14 protein-coding genes are annotated in these 15,542 nt (G+C 70.9%); 7 read left to right on the forward strand and 7 right to left on the reverse strand.

The features are described 5' to 3' along the window. Positions 1–7 precede the first annotated feature (7 nt). From ACZ4UU_RS37220 to ACZ4UU_RS37235, 4 genes are all read left to right on the forward strand, one after another. Positions 8–2,530, forward strand: coding sequence for a sensor histidine kinase (locus ACZ4UU_RS37220; protein ID WP_471907837.1), 2,523 nt, complete (start codon positions 8–10; stop codon positions 2,528–2,530). Next, the gene (locus ACZ4UU_RS37225; protein WP_471907838.1) at positions 2,527–3,000 is read left to right on the forward strand and encodes a roadblock/LC7 domain-containing protein; all 474 of its coding nucleotides are present in this window, start codon (positions 2,527–2,529) and stop codon (positions 2,998–3,000) included. The genes ACZ4UU_RS37220 and ACZ4UU_RS37225 overlap by 4 nt, the downstream gene beginning before the upstream one ends. 22 nt (positions 3,001–3,022) lie before the next feature. Next, complete coding sequence (locus ACZ4UU_RS37230) at positions 3,023–3,436, forward strand: DUF742 domain-containing protein (RefSeq protein WP_471907839.1); 414 nt, start codon at positions 3,023–3,025, stop codon at positions 3,434–3,436. Between the two features lie 120 nt (positions 3,437–3,556). Further along, on the forward strand, positions 3,557–4,162 hold the full coding sequence (locus ACZ4UU_RS37235; RefSeq protein WP_062725136.1) for a GTP-binding protein: 606 nt from the start codon (positions 3,557–3,559) through the stop codon (positions 4,160–4,162). A gap of 18 nt (positions 4,163–4,180) precedes the next feature. On the opposite strand, the gene ACZ4UU_RS37240 is transcribed toward ACZ4UU_RS37235, so the two are convergent. Next, on the reverse strand, positions 4,181–4,609 hold the full coding sequence (locus tag ACZ4UU_RS37240; RefSeq protein ID WP_471907840.1) for a PPOX class F420-dependent oxidoreductase: 429 nt from the start codon (positions 4,607–4,609) through the stop codon (positions 4,181–4,183). 96 nt (positions 4,610–4,705) lie between these two features. Here ACZ4UU_RS37240 and ACZ4UU_RS37245 point away from each other — a divergent pair, with 96 nt between their 5' ends. Together ACZ4UU_RS37245 and ACZ4UU_RS37250 are read left to right on the forward strand one after the other, a co-directional pair. Then, on the forward strand, positions 4,706–5,119 hold the full coding sequence (locus ACZ4UU_RS37245; protein WP_471907841.1) for a roadblock/LC7 domain-containing protein: 414 nt from the start codon (positions 4,706–4,708) through the stop codon (positions 5,117–5,119). 126 nt (positions 5,120–5,245) lie between these two features. Continuing rightward, on the forward strand, positions 5,246–6,226 hold the full coding sequence (locus ACZ4UU_RS37250; protein WP_471907842.1) for a DUF6397 family protein: 981 nt from the start codon (positions 5,246–5,248) through the stop codon (positions 6,224–6,226). On the opposite strand, the gene ACZ4UU_RS37255 is transcribed toward ACZ4UU_RS37250, so the two are convergent. Both ACZ4UU_RS37255 and ACZ4UU_RS37260 read right to left on the reverse strand, forming a co-directional pair. After that, a complete protein-coding gene (locus ACZ4UU_RS37255; protein ID WP_471907843.1) occupies positions 6,213–7,082 on the reverse strand; it encodes an acyl-CoA thioesterase in 870 nt (289 codons plus the stop codon). The two genes, ACZ4UU_RS37250 and ACZ4UU_RS37255, sit on opposite strands and share 14 nt — an antisense overlap. A 28-nt stretch (positions 7,083–7,110) precedes the next feature. Beyond that, the gene (locus tag ACZ4UU_RS37260) at positions 7,111–9,624 is read right to left on the reverse strand and encodes a DEAD/DEAH box helicase (protein ID WP_471907844.1); all 2,514 of its coding nucleotides are present in this window, start codon (positions 9,622–9,624) and stop codon (positions 7,111–7,113) included. A gap of 145 nt (positions 9,625–9,769) precedes the next feature. On the opposite strand from ACZ4UU_RS37260, the gene ACZ4UU_RS37265 reads away from it, so the two are divergent. Next, positions 9,770–10,564 carry a metal-dependent hydrolase gene (locus tag ACZ4UU_RS37265; RefSeq protein ID WP_471907845.1) on the forward strand — a complete coding sequence of 265 codons (795 nt, stop codon included), beginning with the start codon at positions 9,770–9,772 and terminating at the stop codon, positions 10,562–10,564. Between the two features lie 44 nt (positions 10,565–10,608). On the opposite strand, the gene ACZ4UU_RS37270 is transcribed toward ACZ4UU_RS37265, so the two are convergent. The 4 genes from ACZ4UU_RS37270 to ACZ4UU_RS37285 all read right to left on the reverse strand — a co-directional run bounded on the left by ACZ4UU_RS37270 (position 10,609) and on the right by ACZ4UU_RS37285 (position 15,442). Beyond that, on the reverse strand, positions 10,609–10,869 hold the full coding sequence (locus ACZ4UU_RS37270; RefSeq protein WP_234763353.1) for a type B 50S ribosomal protein L31: 261 nt from the start codon (positions 10,867–10,869) through the stop codon (positions 10,609–10,611). Positions 10,870–10,992: 123 nt separating this feature from the next. Further along, complete coding sequence (locus ACZ4UU_RS37275) at positions 10,993–11,463, reverse strand: DUF5709 domain-containing protein (RefSeq protein ID WP_234763354.1); 471 nt, start codon at positions 11,461–11,463, stop codon at positions 10,993–10,995. A 344-nt stretch (positions 11,464–11,807) separates the two neighbouring features. Beyond that, positions 11,808–13,595: an ABC transporter ATP-binding protein gene (locus ACZ4UU_RS37280; RefSeq protein WP_471907846.1), complete on the reverse strand. Its 1,788-nt coding sequence runs from the start codon at positions 13,593–13,595 to the stop codon at positions 11,808–11,810. Then, on the reverse strand, positions 13,592–15,442 hold the full coding sequence (locus ACZ4UU_RS37285; RefSeq protein ID WP_471907847.1) for an ABC transporter transmembrane domain-containing protein: 1,851 nt from the start codon (positions 15,440–15,442) through the stop codon (positions 13,592–13,594). The genes ACZ4UU_RS37280 and ACZ4UU_RS37285 overlap by 4 nt, the downstream gene beginning before the upstream one ends. Positions 15,443–15,542 lie beyond the last annotated feature (100 nt).

Genomic DNA, 15,542 nt, shown 5'->3' on the forward strand with positions numbered 1-15,542 from the left:
GGAGGCCATGCGTACACCCCGTAGGACCACCGCAGTCGGCGCCCAGCAGCCGTCCCAGCCCCTCGTGCGCGGCCGCCGAGCCCACGCCGGACCTCCCGCCGACGAAGGCCCCGAGGAGCCCCTGGGCGGAACGCCGCAGGACGCGCCCACACGCGCGGAGCGCTGGCGCATACGTCCGCGCACCGTCCGCGCCAAGATCGTCTGCCTGCTGATGGTGCCCGTCGTCTCGCTGCTGGCCCTGTGGGCCTACGCGACCGTCAGCACCGCACAGGACGTCTCCAGGCTGCGCCAGTTGCAGCGCGTGGACACCGAGATCAGATCTCCGGCCGCGGCCGCCGTCGCCGCCCTCCAGGCCGAACGAGAGGCCGCGGTGCGTTACGCGACCGACCCGTCGGCAGGATCGAGCGACGACTACAAGAAGCTCGCCGACGACACCGACAAGGCGGTGGCGCGGCTACGGCTCGGCGACCGCAACACCGTCGCCGACGGCGGGGAACTCCCCGCCGCAGTGGCCCGCCGGCTGGAGGCCTTCGTCACCGGCGCCGAGCGACTGAGCACCGTGCGGAGCGCCGTGCTCGACCGTCGCTCGGGCTGGGACGAGGCGTACGGGCGGTACACGAAGACCATCGCGAGCGCGTTCTCGGTGGGCGGCGCGCTCACCGGCATCCAGGACGCCGAACTCGGCTCCGACGCGCGCGTACTGCTCGAGTTCGCCCGCGCGGGCGAGGCGCTGGCCCAGGAGGACGTGGTGCTGGACAGCGCACGCCTCGCCGGGCGTCTCGACGGAGAGCGGCTGCGGCTGTTCACCGGCGCCGTCGACACCCGCCGTACCCTCACCGAGTCCGCCGTGGCCGACCTGCGCGGTCCGGAACGCGCGGCCTGGCGGAGCCTCGCCGCAGGCGGCGACTACGCGGCATTGGCCGCCGTCGAGGACAAGGTCCTCGCCACCGTACCGGGCGCACGCGCGATCGACGCCGCGGCCGAAGCCACCTGGAGCAAGGCACACATACGTGTGCAGGACGCGATGCGGACGGTCGAGCAGGACGCCGGGCGCGATGTCGCGGGCCGCGCCGACCCGTTCACCCGTGGTCTGCTCACCCCGGCCGGCGCCGCCGTCCTCTTCGGCCTCGCTGCCGTCGCCGCCTCACTGGTGATCTCCGTACGCATCGGCCGCGGCCTCGTCGTGGAGTTGGTGAGCCTGCGCAACAGCGCCCTGGAGATCGCCCGGCGCAAACTCCCCGAGGCCATGCGGAAACTGCGTGCCGGTGAGGAGATCGACGTCGACGCCGAGGCACCGACCGGGCCGCCCGCCGAGGACGAGACCGGCCAGGTCGGCGAGGCCCTGGGCACCGTCCACCGCGCCGCCCTGCGTGCCGCCGTGGAGCGCGCCGAGCTCGCCAGCGGCATCTCCGGCGTCTTCGTCAACCTCGCCCGCCGCAGCCAGGTCCTCGTGCACCGCCAACTGAGCCTGCTGGACAGCATGGAGCGGCGCTCCGACGACCCGAACGAGCTGAGCGACCTCTTCCGGCTCGACCACCTCACCACCCGCATGCGACGCCACGCCGAGAGCCTGATCATCCTCTCCGGGGCAGCGCCCGGGCGGGCGTGGCGGATGCCGGTCTCCCTGACCGATGTGGTCCGCGCGGCCGTCTCCGAAGTCGAGGACTACGCGCGCGTGGAGGTACGGCAGCTCCCCGAGGCGTCCGTCGTCGGCGCGGCCGTCGCCGACGTCACCCACCTCCTGGCCGAGATCATCGAGAACGCCGCGCAGTTCTCACCGCCCCACACGCGCGTGCGCGTCACCGGCGAACCCGTCGGCAACGGCTACGCCGTCGAGGTCGAGGACCGTGGTCTCGGCATGGGCAAGGAAACGCTCACCGAGGCCAACCGGCGCATCGAACAGTCCGAGGCGCTCGACCTGTTCGACAGCGACCGCCTCGGACTGTTCGTGGTCAGCAGGCTCGCGTCCCGGCACGGCATCAAGGTGCACCTGCGTGCCTCGCCCTACGGCGGCACCACCGCGGTCGTCCTGTTGCCCACGGCCCTGCTGCACACCACCACGGCGGAACGTTCCCGCCCGCAGAAGGCGCACGCCGACCGGCCCGCCGAACACGAGTACGCGCGCGTGCCCGCCGCCGACCGGCACCAGGAGCCCGTCCACGCGGTCGCCGACCGGCCCGCGCTGGTGGCTTCCGCGCCGGCCGCGGCGGAGCCCCGAACCGACACTCCACCCCCCGGAGTCACCACGTTGCGACTGCATCGCCCCCCGGACGACTCCGAAGCCTCCGATGACCTCCCTCGCCGCGTACGCCAGGCGAGTCTCGCCCCCCAACTGCGCGAGGGGCGCCACGAGGAACAAGCGGCAACGGCCACCACCCGTGACGACGACCGGCGCACTCCCGAACTCGTCAGGGACCGCATGGCGGCCTACCGCGACGGCTGGGCGCGCGGCGGCGGCAGGCAGCCCGGCCGCGGGGACGCACCCGATTCCGCAGAGCACAGCGACGGCAGCGAAGGAGACCTCGCATGATCCAGGATTCGAGCATGAGGCCCGGCATGGGAGTTCCCCCGAGCGAGCGGAGCCGGGAGTGGGGGAGGTCCGGTGAACTCGACTGGCTGCTGGACGACCTGGTGCTGCGGGTGAGCGAGGTACAACACGCTGTGGTGCTGTCCAACGACGGCCTCGCCGTGGGCGCCTCGACGGACCTGCGGCGCGAGGACGCCGAGCACCTGGCCGCGGTCGCCTCCGGCTTCCACAGCCTGGCCAAGGGGGCGGGCCGGCACTTCGGGGCAGGGGGCGTACGGCAGACCATGGTGGAGATGGACGAGGCGTTCCTGTTCGTGGCCGCGGCAGGCGACGGCTCCTGCCTCGCGGTCCTCACCGCAGTCACCGCCGACATCGGACTGGTGGCGTACGAGATGGCACGGCTGGTCAAGCGCGTCGGGGAGCACCTCTACACGCCCCCGCGCGGCGCCGCACGCCCGCCCGCCGCGGGATGAACCGGAAGGGCGGCCCGAGCAGATGACCGAGGACACGACGGACGCCCCGCGTGAGCCGGGCAGCCAGTGGTACGACAACGAGGCCGGGCCCCTCGTCCGCCCGTACGCCATGACGGGCGGACGCACCAAACCCGGTCCCACCGGGGTCCGGTTCGATCTGATCGCTCTCGTCACACTCGACGCCACCGCACCCGGCGCCGACGACGACACCGCGCTCGGGCCGGAACACCGGGCCCTCGTCGAACTCTGCCGACCCGAGACGCAGTCGGTCGCGGAACTCGCCGCGGGTGCCGATCTGCCCGTCGGGGTCGTCAGGGTGCTCCTCGGTGACCTCCTGGAGCAGGGCCGCGTCACCGTGAGCCGTCCGGTACCGCCCGCGCAGCTTCCCGACGAACGGATTCTGCGCGAGGTGATCGAAGGATTGCGGGCGCTGTAGACGTCCCTTTCAGAACCAGCCAAAAACGGTCCAACCCCACGAAGGGAAGCCGCAGTTGTCATGATGCTGACTTCGCACCGTGACGTCGACCGATGCCGGTACTCCCGAGAGAAGTGATCGATGGTCTCCGAGCACCCCGACGCCTCCGACGGCGAGACCGCCGCGCTGGCGTTGAAGATCCTTGTCGCCGGCGGGTTCGGCGTCGGCAAGACGACCCTGGTCGGCGCGGTCAGCGAGATCAGGCCGCTGCGCACCGAGGAACTGCTCAGCGAAGCCGGGCAGTTGGTGGACGACACCGATGGCGTGGACCAGAAGGTCACCACGACGGTCGCCATGGACTTCGGGCGCATCACCATCCGCTCCGGCCTGTCCCTCTACCTCTTCGGCACCCCCGGCCAGGACCGGTTCTGGTTCCTGTGGGACGAGCTCTCGCAGGGAGCGCTGGGCGCCGTGGTCCTCGCGGACACCCGGCGCCTGGAGGACTGCTTCCCGGCGGTGGACTACTTCGAGCACCGGCACATCCCGTTCGTCGTGGCCGTCAACTGCTTCGCGGGCGCACGGACCTACGGTGCCCAGGACGTCTCGCGCGCCCTCGACCTCGACCAGGGGACACCGGTCGTGCTGTGCGACGCCCGGGACCGCGACTCGGGCAAGGAAGTACTGATTCGACTCGTCGAGTACGCCGGGCGGATGCACACCGCCCGGCTGCTGGACTCCGTGGGCTGACCTGCGTTCGGCCAGCGGTCAGTCAGCGACGGCCTTCTCCGCCAACACCTTGTCGATCCTGACGCGGACCAGGAGTTCACCCGGCACACCGTTGCGCGCCCCGAACTCCTCCGCGCGCTCCTCGCCCATGTAACGAGCCCCGATGCGACCGGCCCAGTGCCGCAACTCATCGAGATCCTCCGAAATCACGGCGTGTCCCTGCAGTACCACGAAGTCGTACGGCGGCCGGTCGTCGTCCACGCACAAGGCCACCCGGCCGTCCCGTGCCAGATTCCGGCCCTTCACACTCGACTCGCCGGTGCTGAACACCAGTTCGTCCCCGTCGAGCACGAACCAGATCGGCGTCACATGGGGACTGCCGTCGGCCCGCACGGTCGAGAGCTTCGCGGTGCGGGTGCCCTGCGAGACGAAGGCCCGCCATTCCTCATCGGTCATCTTCTGCGCCATGCCCCCATCCTCCTTGCCCATGGGCCGGATCGTCGGGAAGGGTGGCGAAGAGATCCTCCGGCGCAGGGGGAGACATCTACACGGGGAGACCGGATCATGGCGCAGAACCAGGGACTTGGCTGGCTCCTGGACGACCTGACAGAACGCGTCGATCATGTACGACACGCGTTGGTACTGTCCAACGACGGTCTGGTGACAGGTGCGAGCACGGGACTGAGACGCGAGGACGCAGAGCACCTCGCCGCCGTCTCGTCCGGACTGCACAGCCTGGCCAAGGGCTCGGGCCGGCACTTCGGCGCGGGGAGAGTCCGCCAGACGATGGTCGAGTTCGACGACGCCGTGCTGTTCGTCACCGCGGCGGGCACCGGTAGCTGTCTGTGCGTGCTCAGCGCGGCTGAAGCCGACATCGGCCAGATCGCCTACGAGATGACCCTGCTCGTCAACCGGGTCGGTGAGCACCTCGACGTGGATGCCCGTCAGCCCGAACGGAAACCGGCAACAGAGCTCTGACCTGCTGGTTCGCCATCCCCCGCGGAGTTATCCACAGGCCCGCCACGAGTTCCGGCGGAGCGGCTACGGTTTTGTCATCGCGAGCGCACAGAGCGTGAGCATCTGACTCCACGGGGGAGACCGACCATGTCCGACACCATCACCGCATCGCACCGCCTCTCCTTCACACCCAGCCGCGCGGCCCGGGAACTCGGACTGAAGCGAGGCGAGTTGGACCTCGCCGTCCACCTCGGACTCGTCCTGACGGTGCCTGACGAAGGAGGCGGAGGCAGGCGCGTCCCACGGGCCGAGATCGAGCGGGTGCGTACGGGGGAGGGCTTTCCCGAGTCGCTGCAGCACCGTGTGCAGGTGGTGGGCACGACGGAGGGCGCGGACGTCATGGACGTACCGCCCGGCAGGTTCACTCGCCTCGCCCGCCTGGGGCTGGTCGTGCCGGTGAAGTGGTACCTCAACCGCTACCGAGCAGTGGTCTGGCTGTATCTCGCCGAAGAGCTCAAGCAGTTCGCCGGCGACGAGAAGAACGCCCCTCTGCTGCGAGCCCGCCGTATGCCCGAAGGCGCGCGCGGTCTGCTGGACGCGGGACTGGACCTGCGTCCGCGCAACTGGCGTGGACGCCAGCGCGGATTCCTGCTGCGGCTGGCCGAAGACCCATGGGAGAGCGCCGGCGCCCTGGCGGCCTTCCTCGATCCCGTCCAGATCGCGGAAATCGTCCCCGACCCCTATGAGCGCTCCCACCTGAACCGCTTCCGCCCGGGACCACCGGCCTCCGGCGCGCCGGGCTCACCCGCTTCGCTGATCGCCGGGCGGATCATGACGGCGGACGACCCGGACGAGATCAGCCTGCTGCGGGCCGAGCTGGCGTCGGTTCTGCGGGAGGCACGCGAAAGGCGGCCTGCGCCGCGACCCACGGCGAAGCGAGCTCCGCAGTCCACGCCGCCGGCCCACATCGGTTCGCCGCGGACCGAGCAACCGCAACGGCCCGAGGAACCGCAACGGCCCGAGCAACGGGAACGGATCGGGCAGCCGGGACGACCTGAGAAGCCGCAAGCGCCACGCGGCCTGCTGAGCCGCTTCCGTCGCAGAAGCCACCGGGCTACAACGACCTGAACAGCCCCTCCTGGACGACGGACACCAGAAGTCGTCCATCCAGGTCGTAGATCCGCCCACGGGCGAGGCCACGTCCCCCGGTCGCGATCGGTGACTCCTGGTCGTACAGGAACCACTCGTCCGCGCGGAAGGGCCGATGGAACCACATGGCATGGTCCAGCGACGCGATGTCGAAGCTACGCGGACCCCACAGGGGTTCGACGGGGATACGGACCGCGTCCAGGAGGGTCATGTCGCTGGCGTAGGTCAGCGCGCACGTGTGCACGACCGGGTCGTCGCCCAGCGGCCCGACCGCGCGCATCCACACCGCACTGCGCGGTTCCGCGTCCTTGACCTCCCCTTCGGTCCAGCGCAGCCGGTCGACATAGCGAATGTCGAAGGGCTGACGCCGGGCCATCCGCTCCAACTGCTCCGGCAGTGTGCCCAGATGCTCCCGGATCTCGTCGGTGACCGTCGGCAGCGACTCCGGGTCCGGGACCTTGCGGGCCGGCGGCAGCTGATGCTCGAAGCTCCCCTGTTCAGGCTTGTGAAAGGAGGCGGTGAGATTGAAGATCGTGCGCCCCTGCTGCACCGCGGTGACCCGACGGGTCGTGAACGACCTGCCGTCCCGCACCCGTTCGACCTGGTACACGATCGGCACACCCGGCCGCCCCGGGCGCAGGAAGTACGCGTGCAGCGAGTGCACAGGGCGGTCACCCTCGGTGGTGCGCGCGGCGGCGACCAGCGCCTGGCCCGCCACCTGGCCGCCGAAGACCCGTTGCAGGGACTCCTGCGGGCTGCGGCCGCGGAAGATGTTGACCTCGATCTGCTCCAGGTCGAGCAGGTCGACGAGCCTCTCGGCCGGGTTCGTCGTCATGAGTGAGATTCTCCCGTACTCACAGCGCTCACAGCTGGCCTACGTCGGTGACGCGGACCACGGCGCGGCCCTCCGCGTCGGAGGCGGTGAGGTCGATCTCCGCGCTGATGCCCCAGTCATGGTCTCCGTTGGGGTCGTCGAAGATCTGACGGACCCGCCACAGCCGGTTCGCCGGCTCCTCGTCGATCACCAGCAGCTTCGGGCCGCGGGCGTCGGGTCCGGTGCCGAGGTCCTCGTACTCGTCCCAGTACTTGTCCATCGCCTCGCCCCAGGCATCGGCGTCCCAGCCGGCCTCGGCGTCCATCTCGCCGAGCTCCTCGACGTGGTCGAGCGCGGCAAGCTCGACGCGGCGGAACATGGCGTTGCGGACGAGAACGCGGAAAGCACGCGCGTTCGCGGTGACGGGCTTGACCTCGTCGGCCTTCTCCTGAGCCTCCTCGGCGGTCATCTCCTCCGGGTTGGCGAGCTGCTCCCACTCGTCGAGCAGACTGGAGTCGACCTGGCGCACCATCTCGCCGAGCCACTCGATCAGATCCTGGAGGTCCTCGGACTTGAGGTCGTCCGGGATGTTGTGGTCGAGGGTCTTGTAGGCGCTGGCGAGGTAGCGCAGCACGATGCCCTCGGTGCGGGCCAGCTCGTAGAAGGACACCAACTCCGTGAAGGACAGCGCCCGTTCGTACATGTCCCGGATGACGGACTTCGGCGACAGAGGATGGTCACCGACCCAGGGGTGGCTCTTGCGGTACGTGTTGTACGCGTGGAAGAGCAGCTCCTCCAGGGGCTTCGGGTAGGTGATGTCCTGGAGGCGTTCCATACGCTCCTCGTACTCCACGCCGTCCGCCTTCATCGCGGCGACGGCCTCGCCCTTCGCCTTGTTCAACTGGGCGACGAGGATCTGACGCGGATCGTCCAGAGTGGACTCGACGACGGACACCATGTCCAGGGCGTAGGACGGCGACTCCGGGTCCAGCAGCTCGAACGCGGCCAGCGCGAAGGTCGACAGCGGCTGGTTGAGGGCGAAGTCCTGCTGGAGGTCGACGGTGAGACGGACGATGCGTCCCGTGGCGTCCGGCTCGTCGAGCTTCTCGACGATGCCGCCGTCCAGCAGCGAACGGTAGATGGCGATGGCGCGCCGGATGTGCCGCAGCTGCTGCTTGCGCGGCTCGTGGTTGTCCTCCAGCAGATGCCGCATCGCCTCGAAGGCGTTGCCGGGCCGGGCGATCACCGACAGCAGCATCGTGTGCGTCACCCGGAAGCGGGAGGTCAACGGCTCCGGCTCGGAGGCGATGAGCTTCTCGAAGGTGTTCTCCGTCCAGGCGACGAAGCCCTCGGGTGCCTTCTTGCGGACGACCTTGCGACGCTTCTTCGGATCGTCGCCGGCCTTGGCGAGCGCCTTCTCGTTCTCGATGACATGCTCGGGCGCCTGGGCGACGACGAAGCCCGCCGTGTCGAAGCCCGCCCGTCCGGCGCGGCCGGCGATCTGGTGGAACTCGCGGGCGCGCAGCGTGCGGACGCGGTTGCCGTCGTACTTGGTCAGCGCCGTGAACAGCACCGTGCGGATCGGGACGTTGACGCCCACGCCCAGCGTGTCCGTGCCGCAGATGACCTTCAGCAGACCGGCCTGCGCGAGCTTCTCCACCAGACGCCGGTACTTGGGCAGCATGCCGGCGTGATGGACGCCGATGCCGTGCCGCACGTAACGGGAGAGGTTACGGCCGAACTTGGTGGTGAAGCGGAAGTTGCCGATCAACTCGGCGATCTGGTCCTTCTCCTCGCGCGAGCACATGTTGATGCTCATCAGCGCCTGCGCCCGCTCCACGGCCTGCGCCTGCGTGAAGTGCACGATGTAGACCGGCGCCTGCTTGGTCTCCAGCAGTTCGGTCAGCGTCTCGGTGAGCGGGGTGAATTTGTACTCGTAGGACAGCGGCACGGGGCGGGTGGCCGAGCGGACCACCGCAGTCGGGCGGCCGGTGCGCCGGGTGAGGTCCTCCTCGAACATCGAGACGTCGCCGAGCGTGGCCGACATCAGGATGAACTGCGCCTGCGGCAGCTCCAGGATCGGGATCTGCCAGGCCCAGCCGCGGTCCCCCTCCGCGTAGAAGTGGAACTCGTCCATGACGACCTGGCCGACGTCCGCGTTCTTGCCGTCGCGCAGCGCGATCGACGCGAGCACCTCGGCGGTACAGCAGATGACGGGGGCGTCGGCGTTGACGGACGCGTCACCGGTCAGCATGCCGACGTTCTCGGTGCCGAAGATCTTGCACAGCTCGAAGAACTTCTCCGAGACCAGCGCCTTGATCGGGGCGGTGTAGAAGGTGACCTCGTCACGGGCCAGCGCCGCGAAGTGGGCACCCGCGGCGATCATGCTCTTGCCGGATCCGGTGGGCGTCGACACGATCACGTTCGCGCCGGAAACCGCCTCGATCAGCGCCTCCTCCTGGTGGGGGTAGAGAGTGAGACCGCGCTCCTCGGCCCACGACTCGAAGGCTTCGTAGAGGGCGTCGGGGTCGGCGGTCGGCGGCAGCTGATCGATGAGGGTCACCCACCCATCTTGCCTGCCCTTCTCCCTCACAGGGGAATCGGCTGCGAGTACGAAGATCGCGAACGCTACGCTGTGTCGCCGACTACACGTCAGCGAACCCGGTCAACTGGACAGCGGCACACGAGGAATGGGGCGGGCAACGGCGATGATGGGACCAGCACACTCACTGTCGGGCGCTGCCGCCTGGCTCGGCGTCGGAGCGGCGGCGGCCGCCGCCGGGCACGGAATGCCCTGGCCGGTCCTCCTCGCAGGCGCGCTGATCTGCGCCGGGGCCGCCCTTGCCCCGGACCTCGATCACAAGGCGGCCACCATCTCGCGCGCCTTCGGACCGCTGTCGCGCTGGTTGTGCGAGATCGTCGACAAGCTGTCGTACGCCGTCTACAAGGCGACGAGGAAGCAGGGCGACCCGCGTCGTTCCGGTGGGCACCGCACCCTCACGCACACCTGGGTGTGGGCGGTCATGATCGGTGGGGGCGCCTCCGTCCTGGCGATCACCGGCGGTCGCTGGGCGGTGCTGGCGATCCTCTTCGCGCACCTGGTGCTGGCCATCGAGGGCCTGCTGTGGCGTGCGACCCGCGGCGCCAGTGCCGATGTCCTGGTGTGGCTGCTCGCGGCGACCAGCTCGTGGATTCTCGCCGGCGTCCTGGACAAGCCGGGCAACGGTTCGGACTGGCTGTTCACGGCGCCGGGCCAGGAGTATCTGTGGCTGGGGCTGCCGATCGTGCTCGGCGCGCTGGTGCACGACATCGGGGACGCGCTCACGGTGTCCGGCTGCCCGATCCTGTGGCCGATCCCGGTGGGCCGCAAGCGCTGGTATCCCCTGGGGCCGCCCAAGGCCATGCGGTTCCGGGCGGGCAGCTGGGTCGAGCTCAAGGTGCTGATGCCGGTGTTCATGGTGCTTGGCGGAGTGGGCTGCGCCGCGGCGCTCAACGTGATCTGAGTGGGTGGGGGCCGACGCCGAATGGCTCCGGAGCGGTCCTTGGATCAGCCGCCCTGTCCTGCCCCGCCTCCGTAGCGCCGTTCGAAGGCCGCGACGCGGCCCTCGGAGTCCACCGTTCGCGCCTTGCCGGTGTAAAAGGGGTGGCTCTCCGAGGAGATCTCGACGTCCACGACCGGGTAGGTCTCGCCGTCGTCCCACTCGATGGTCTGGTCACTGGTCGCGGTGGACCGGGTCAGGAAGGCGTAGCCGGCGGCGCGGTCGCGGAAGACGACCGCGTGGTAGTCGGGGTGCTTGTCCTGCTGCATGCGAACTCCTCGGGTGCGGTGGCCACGATGACCGCCCTCGGCAGGGGCCGACGGCACGGCGCCGAAGGCGCGGGGACTGCGGCACAGGGGCTGCGGGGATCAGCCCTACGAGGGCCGCGACGGTCAGCCGTACAGGGCGTCCTCGTCGACGATGTGCATGGCGGCCTCCTCGGCGGACGCCGCCGCACCGTCGATGCCCACGTCCGTCGCGACGAGGGCGCTCTCCTCGTCCTCGTGGGCCCCTTCGTCCGGTGCCACGAGGCGGCCGGAGCGCAGGGCGCCTACCTCGTTGTCGAGGAGTTCCCCGTCGGTGCCGTCGGCGTCGCCGAGGCCGTCGCCGTCGGGGGCGACGAGGTCGGGCTGCTCCTCGGCGAGCCGCTGGTCGAGGGTCTCGCCCTGATGGCGCTCGGCGGCCGTGACACCGGTGTGCTCCACCGCCAGCGGTCTGTCCGGAGGGGACCAGCCCCGGTCCAGCGGGTCGTCGACGCCGTCGTTCTCCAGGGTGTCCTCCGCGTCGAGCAGCCCTGTGTCCTCACGTTGATCGGATGCGTCGGGCTGGTAGACGTCGTCACCCCATCCGTCGGCGCTGTTCACGGGTACCTCCAGGTGGTGGGGACGGGCCCGAACTCACCGCGGTCGGCGGCGGGCCGCCACGGCGCGGGGCACAGGCCGCACCCGGCGCGAACCGCGTGGTTCCCGGGTGCTCCCCGAACCGGTGCCGCTATCCAGCCTTCCACCCCTTTTCGCCCCTGCGCAACGGCACGGGTGCCCTCCGGTACGACAGCAGGGGGCGGCGGCGAGGGATCGGGTCGTCCCACCCCAGCGGCCGGTCGGTGGCACCCGGGGGCGACCCGTCTGCTGCTCCAGCCGGTTGCCGGAACCGGAAGAGGCCTCAGCCCACCCCGCGGGAGCCCTCGGCCTGCGAGGGCACCGGCCCCTCATCCATGCCACGACCGCCACAGTGCCGCGTAGGCCCCGTCCGCCCGGACGAGCTCGTCGTGGCTGCCCAGCTCGCTGATCCGGCCGTTCTCGACGACGGCGATGACGTCCGCGTCGTGGGCGGTGTGGAGGCGGTGGGCGATGGCGACGACGGTGCGGCCGTCGAGGACACGGGCCAGGGACCGCTCCAGGTGGCGGGCCGCGCGGGGGTCGAGCAGCGAGGTCGCCTCGTCCAGGACCAGCGTGTGCGGGTCGGCCAGGACCAGGCGGGCCAGCGCGATCTGCTGCGCCTGGGCCGGGGTGAGGGCGAACCCGCCCGAGCCGACCTCGGTGTCCAGGCTGTCGTCGAGCGCTCGGGCCCAGTCGGCCGCGTCGACCGCGCCCAGCGCCGCCCACAGCTCGGCGTCGGTCGCGTCGGTGCGGGCCAGCAGGAGGTTGTCGCGCAGGGAACCCACGAAGACGTGGTGCTCCTGGTTGACCAGGGCCACGTGCGAGCGGACCCGTTCGGCGGTCATCCGGGACAGTTCGGCACCGCCGAGGGTGATCCGGCCGTCCCGGGGCGCGTAGATGCCGGCCAGCAGCCTGCCCAGGGTCGACTTGCCGGCGCCCGAGGGGCCGACCAGCGCCAGACGGGTGCCTGGGGCGACCTCCAGGGAGACCTTGCGCAGCACGTCCACGCCCTCCGTGTAGCCGAAGTGCACCTGGTCGGCGTGCACGTCGCGGCCGTCGGGCGCCAGCCTGGCGTCTCCGGCGTCCGGCTCGATGTCCCGGACCCCGACCAGCCGGGCCAGCGACACCTGGGCCACCTGGAGCTCGTCGTACCAGCGAAGGATCAGCCCCACCGGGTCGACCAGCATCTGCGCGATGAGCGCGCCGGTCGTCAGCTGACCGACCCCGATCCAGCCCTGCAGGACGAACACACCGCCGACCATCAGGACCGAGGAGAGGATCATCACGTGGGTGACGTTGATGAACGGGAAGAGCACCGACCGCAGCCACAGCGTGTAGCGCTCCCAGGCCGTCCACTCCTTGATCCGCCGCTCCGACAGTTCGACGCGGCGCTCGCCGAGGCGGTGGGCCTCGACGGTGTGACCGGCGTCCACGGTCTCGGCGAGCGCGGCGGCCACGGCGGCGTATCCGGCGGCCTCCGAGCGGTACGCGGACGGTGCCCGCTTGAAGTACCAGCGGCAGCCGATCACCAGCAGCGGCAGAGCGAGCAGGACGGCGGCGGCCAGCGGCGGCGCGGTGACGACGAGCCCGCCGAGCAGCAGAATCACCCAGACCACACCGATCGCCAGCTGGGGCACCGCCTCACGCATCGCGTTGGCCAGCCGGTCGATGTCCGTCGTGATCCGGGACAGCAGGTCGCCGGTCCCGGCGCGCTCCAGCACGCCGGGCGGCAGTCCGACCGAGCGGACGAGGAAGTCCTCGCGCAGATCGGCCAGCATCCGTTCGCCGAGCATCGCGCCGCGCAGCCGGACCTGGCGGACGAACACGGCCTGGACGACGAGAGCGGCCAGGAACAGTCCGACGGTGAGCTCCAGATGGAGCTCCCGGTCGCCGGAGCCGTCCGACACCCGCTCCACCAGGCCGCCCAGCAGCCAGGGTCCCGCCATGGAGGCCACCACGGCGACCGTGTTGACGGTGACGAGGAGGAGGAAGGCGCGGCGGTGCCGACGGAACAGTTCGACCACGTAGGCGCGGACGGTCGTGGGGGCGCCGACCGGCAAGGTGTTCGCCGTCGTCGGGGCCGCCGGGTCGTACGCCGGTGGCGCGACGCCGATCATGCTGACTCCTCGATCTCTTGCAGTTCCTTGAAACCGTGGTCGAGGGCGGTGCCCCCGGTCCCTTCGGTCGGCGCGTCGCCTTCGTCGTGGGCGGCGTTCAGGGCCGCCTCGTCGTCGGTCTCCCGGGTCACCACGGCCCGGTACCTCGGCTCGGCGTGCACCAGGTCGCGGTGCACGCCGACCGCCGCGACCTCGCCCTCGTGGACGAGTACGACCCGGTCGGCGCGGTCCAGGAGCAGCGGCGACGAGGTGAACACGACCGTCGTGCGCCCCGCCCGCAGGTCCCGCACGCCCTCGGCGATCCGCGCCTCCGTGTGCGAGTCGACGGCCGAGGTCGGCTCGTCAAGGACGAGTACCTCCGGGTCCGTGATCAGCGACCGGGCGAGCGCTAGGCGCTGGCGCTGGCCGCCGGACAGGGATCGGCCGCGTTCGGTGACACGGGCGTCCATGGGGTCGTCGACGTCCAGCGACCCCTGGACCAGTGCGGCCAGGACGTCCGCGCACTGCGCGGCCACCAGTGCCTCGTCGGCGCCGACGTCGCCGGACCTGGGCACATCGAGCAGTTCACGCAGGGTGCCGGAGACGAGAACGGGGTCCTTGTCCTGTACGAGGACGGCGGTACGGGCGTTGTCGAGCGGCAGCTCGTCGAGCGGGACGCCACCGAGGAGCACCGAGGTGGCCCCCTCTTGCGAGGGGTGTCCGCCCAGCCGTTCGGCCAGCCGCCCCGCCGCGTCCGGGTCGCCGCAGACCACGGCCGTGAGCCGGCCGGCGGGTGCGAGCAGACCGGTGGCCGGGTCGTACAGATCCCCGGCGGGCAGGTCGGACCCGTCGCGCGTCCCGGTGGTGTCGGTGGCGCGCTCCAGCGACAGCACGCGCGCGGCTCGGCGCGCCGAGGGCCGGGAGAAGGAGTACGCCATCGCGATCTCTTCGAAGTGTCGAAGGGGATAGGTGAGGATCATGATCGAGCTGTAGACGGTGACCAGTTCGCCGACGGTGACGCGGCCCTGGCGGGCCAGATGGACGCCGTACCAGACGACCGCGATCAGCAGCAGTCCCGGCAGCAGTACCTGGATCGCCGAGATCAGGGCCCACATCCGGGCGCTGCGCACGGCGGCGTGGCGTACCTCCTGGGAGGCGCGGCGGTAGCGGTCGAGGAAGAGTTCCTCGCCGCCGATGCCGCGCAGGACGCGCAGTCCGGCGACGGTGTCGGAGGCCAGCTCGGTGGCACGGCCCGCCTTCTCGCGCTGGACGTCGGCCCGTCGGGTCGCCGGGGGCAACAGGGGCAGCACGGCGACCGCCAGTACGGGGAGGCCGACGGCGACGATCACGCCGAGCGCGGGCTGGTAGACGACCAGGCCGACGCAGACGACCACCAGGGTGACCGCCGCCGCGGTGAACCGCGACCAGGCCTCGACGAACCAGCCGATCTTCTCGACGTCACCTGTGGAGACGGCCACGACCTCACCGGCCGCGACTCGCCGGGTCAGCGCCGAGCCCAACTGCGCGGCCTTGCGGGCCAGCACCTGCTGGACGCGGGCGGCGGCCGTGATCCAGTTGGTGACTGCGGTGCGGTGGAGGAAGGTCTCGCCGAGCGCGTTCCCGGCGCAGCACAGGAGCAGGAGCCCGCCCGCGAGGGCGAGTTGTGCACCGGAACGGTCGACGACGGCCTGCACGGCGACGCCCACGCAGAACGGCAGCGCGGAAACGGACAGGAAGTGCAGCAACCCCCAGGCCAGGGCCTTGAGCTGTCCGCCCACCTGGTTCCTGAAGAGCCACCACAGGAATCGGGGACCCGAGCGTGCGTCCGGCACGCCTGGGTCGGGATACGGAAGGTCTTGAATCTGCATGACGTCCCAGTGGCTCGTGTCAGTGGGGGGATCAGGGAGGGAAACGGGGTGTGAGTCGGGCACCGATGCGCGGAACGGGGCAGCGCACGGCGGCAGCAAA

Source organism: Streptomyces sp. NPDC028907 (genome assembly GCF_055564995.1).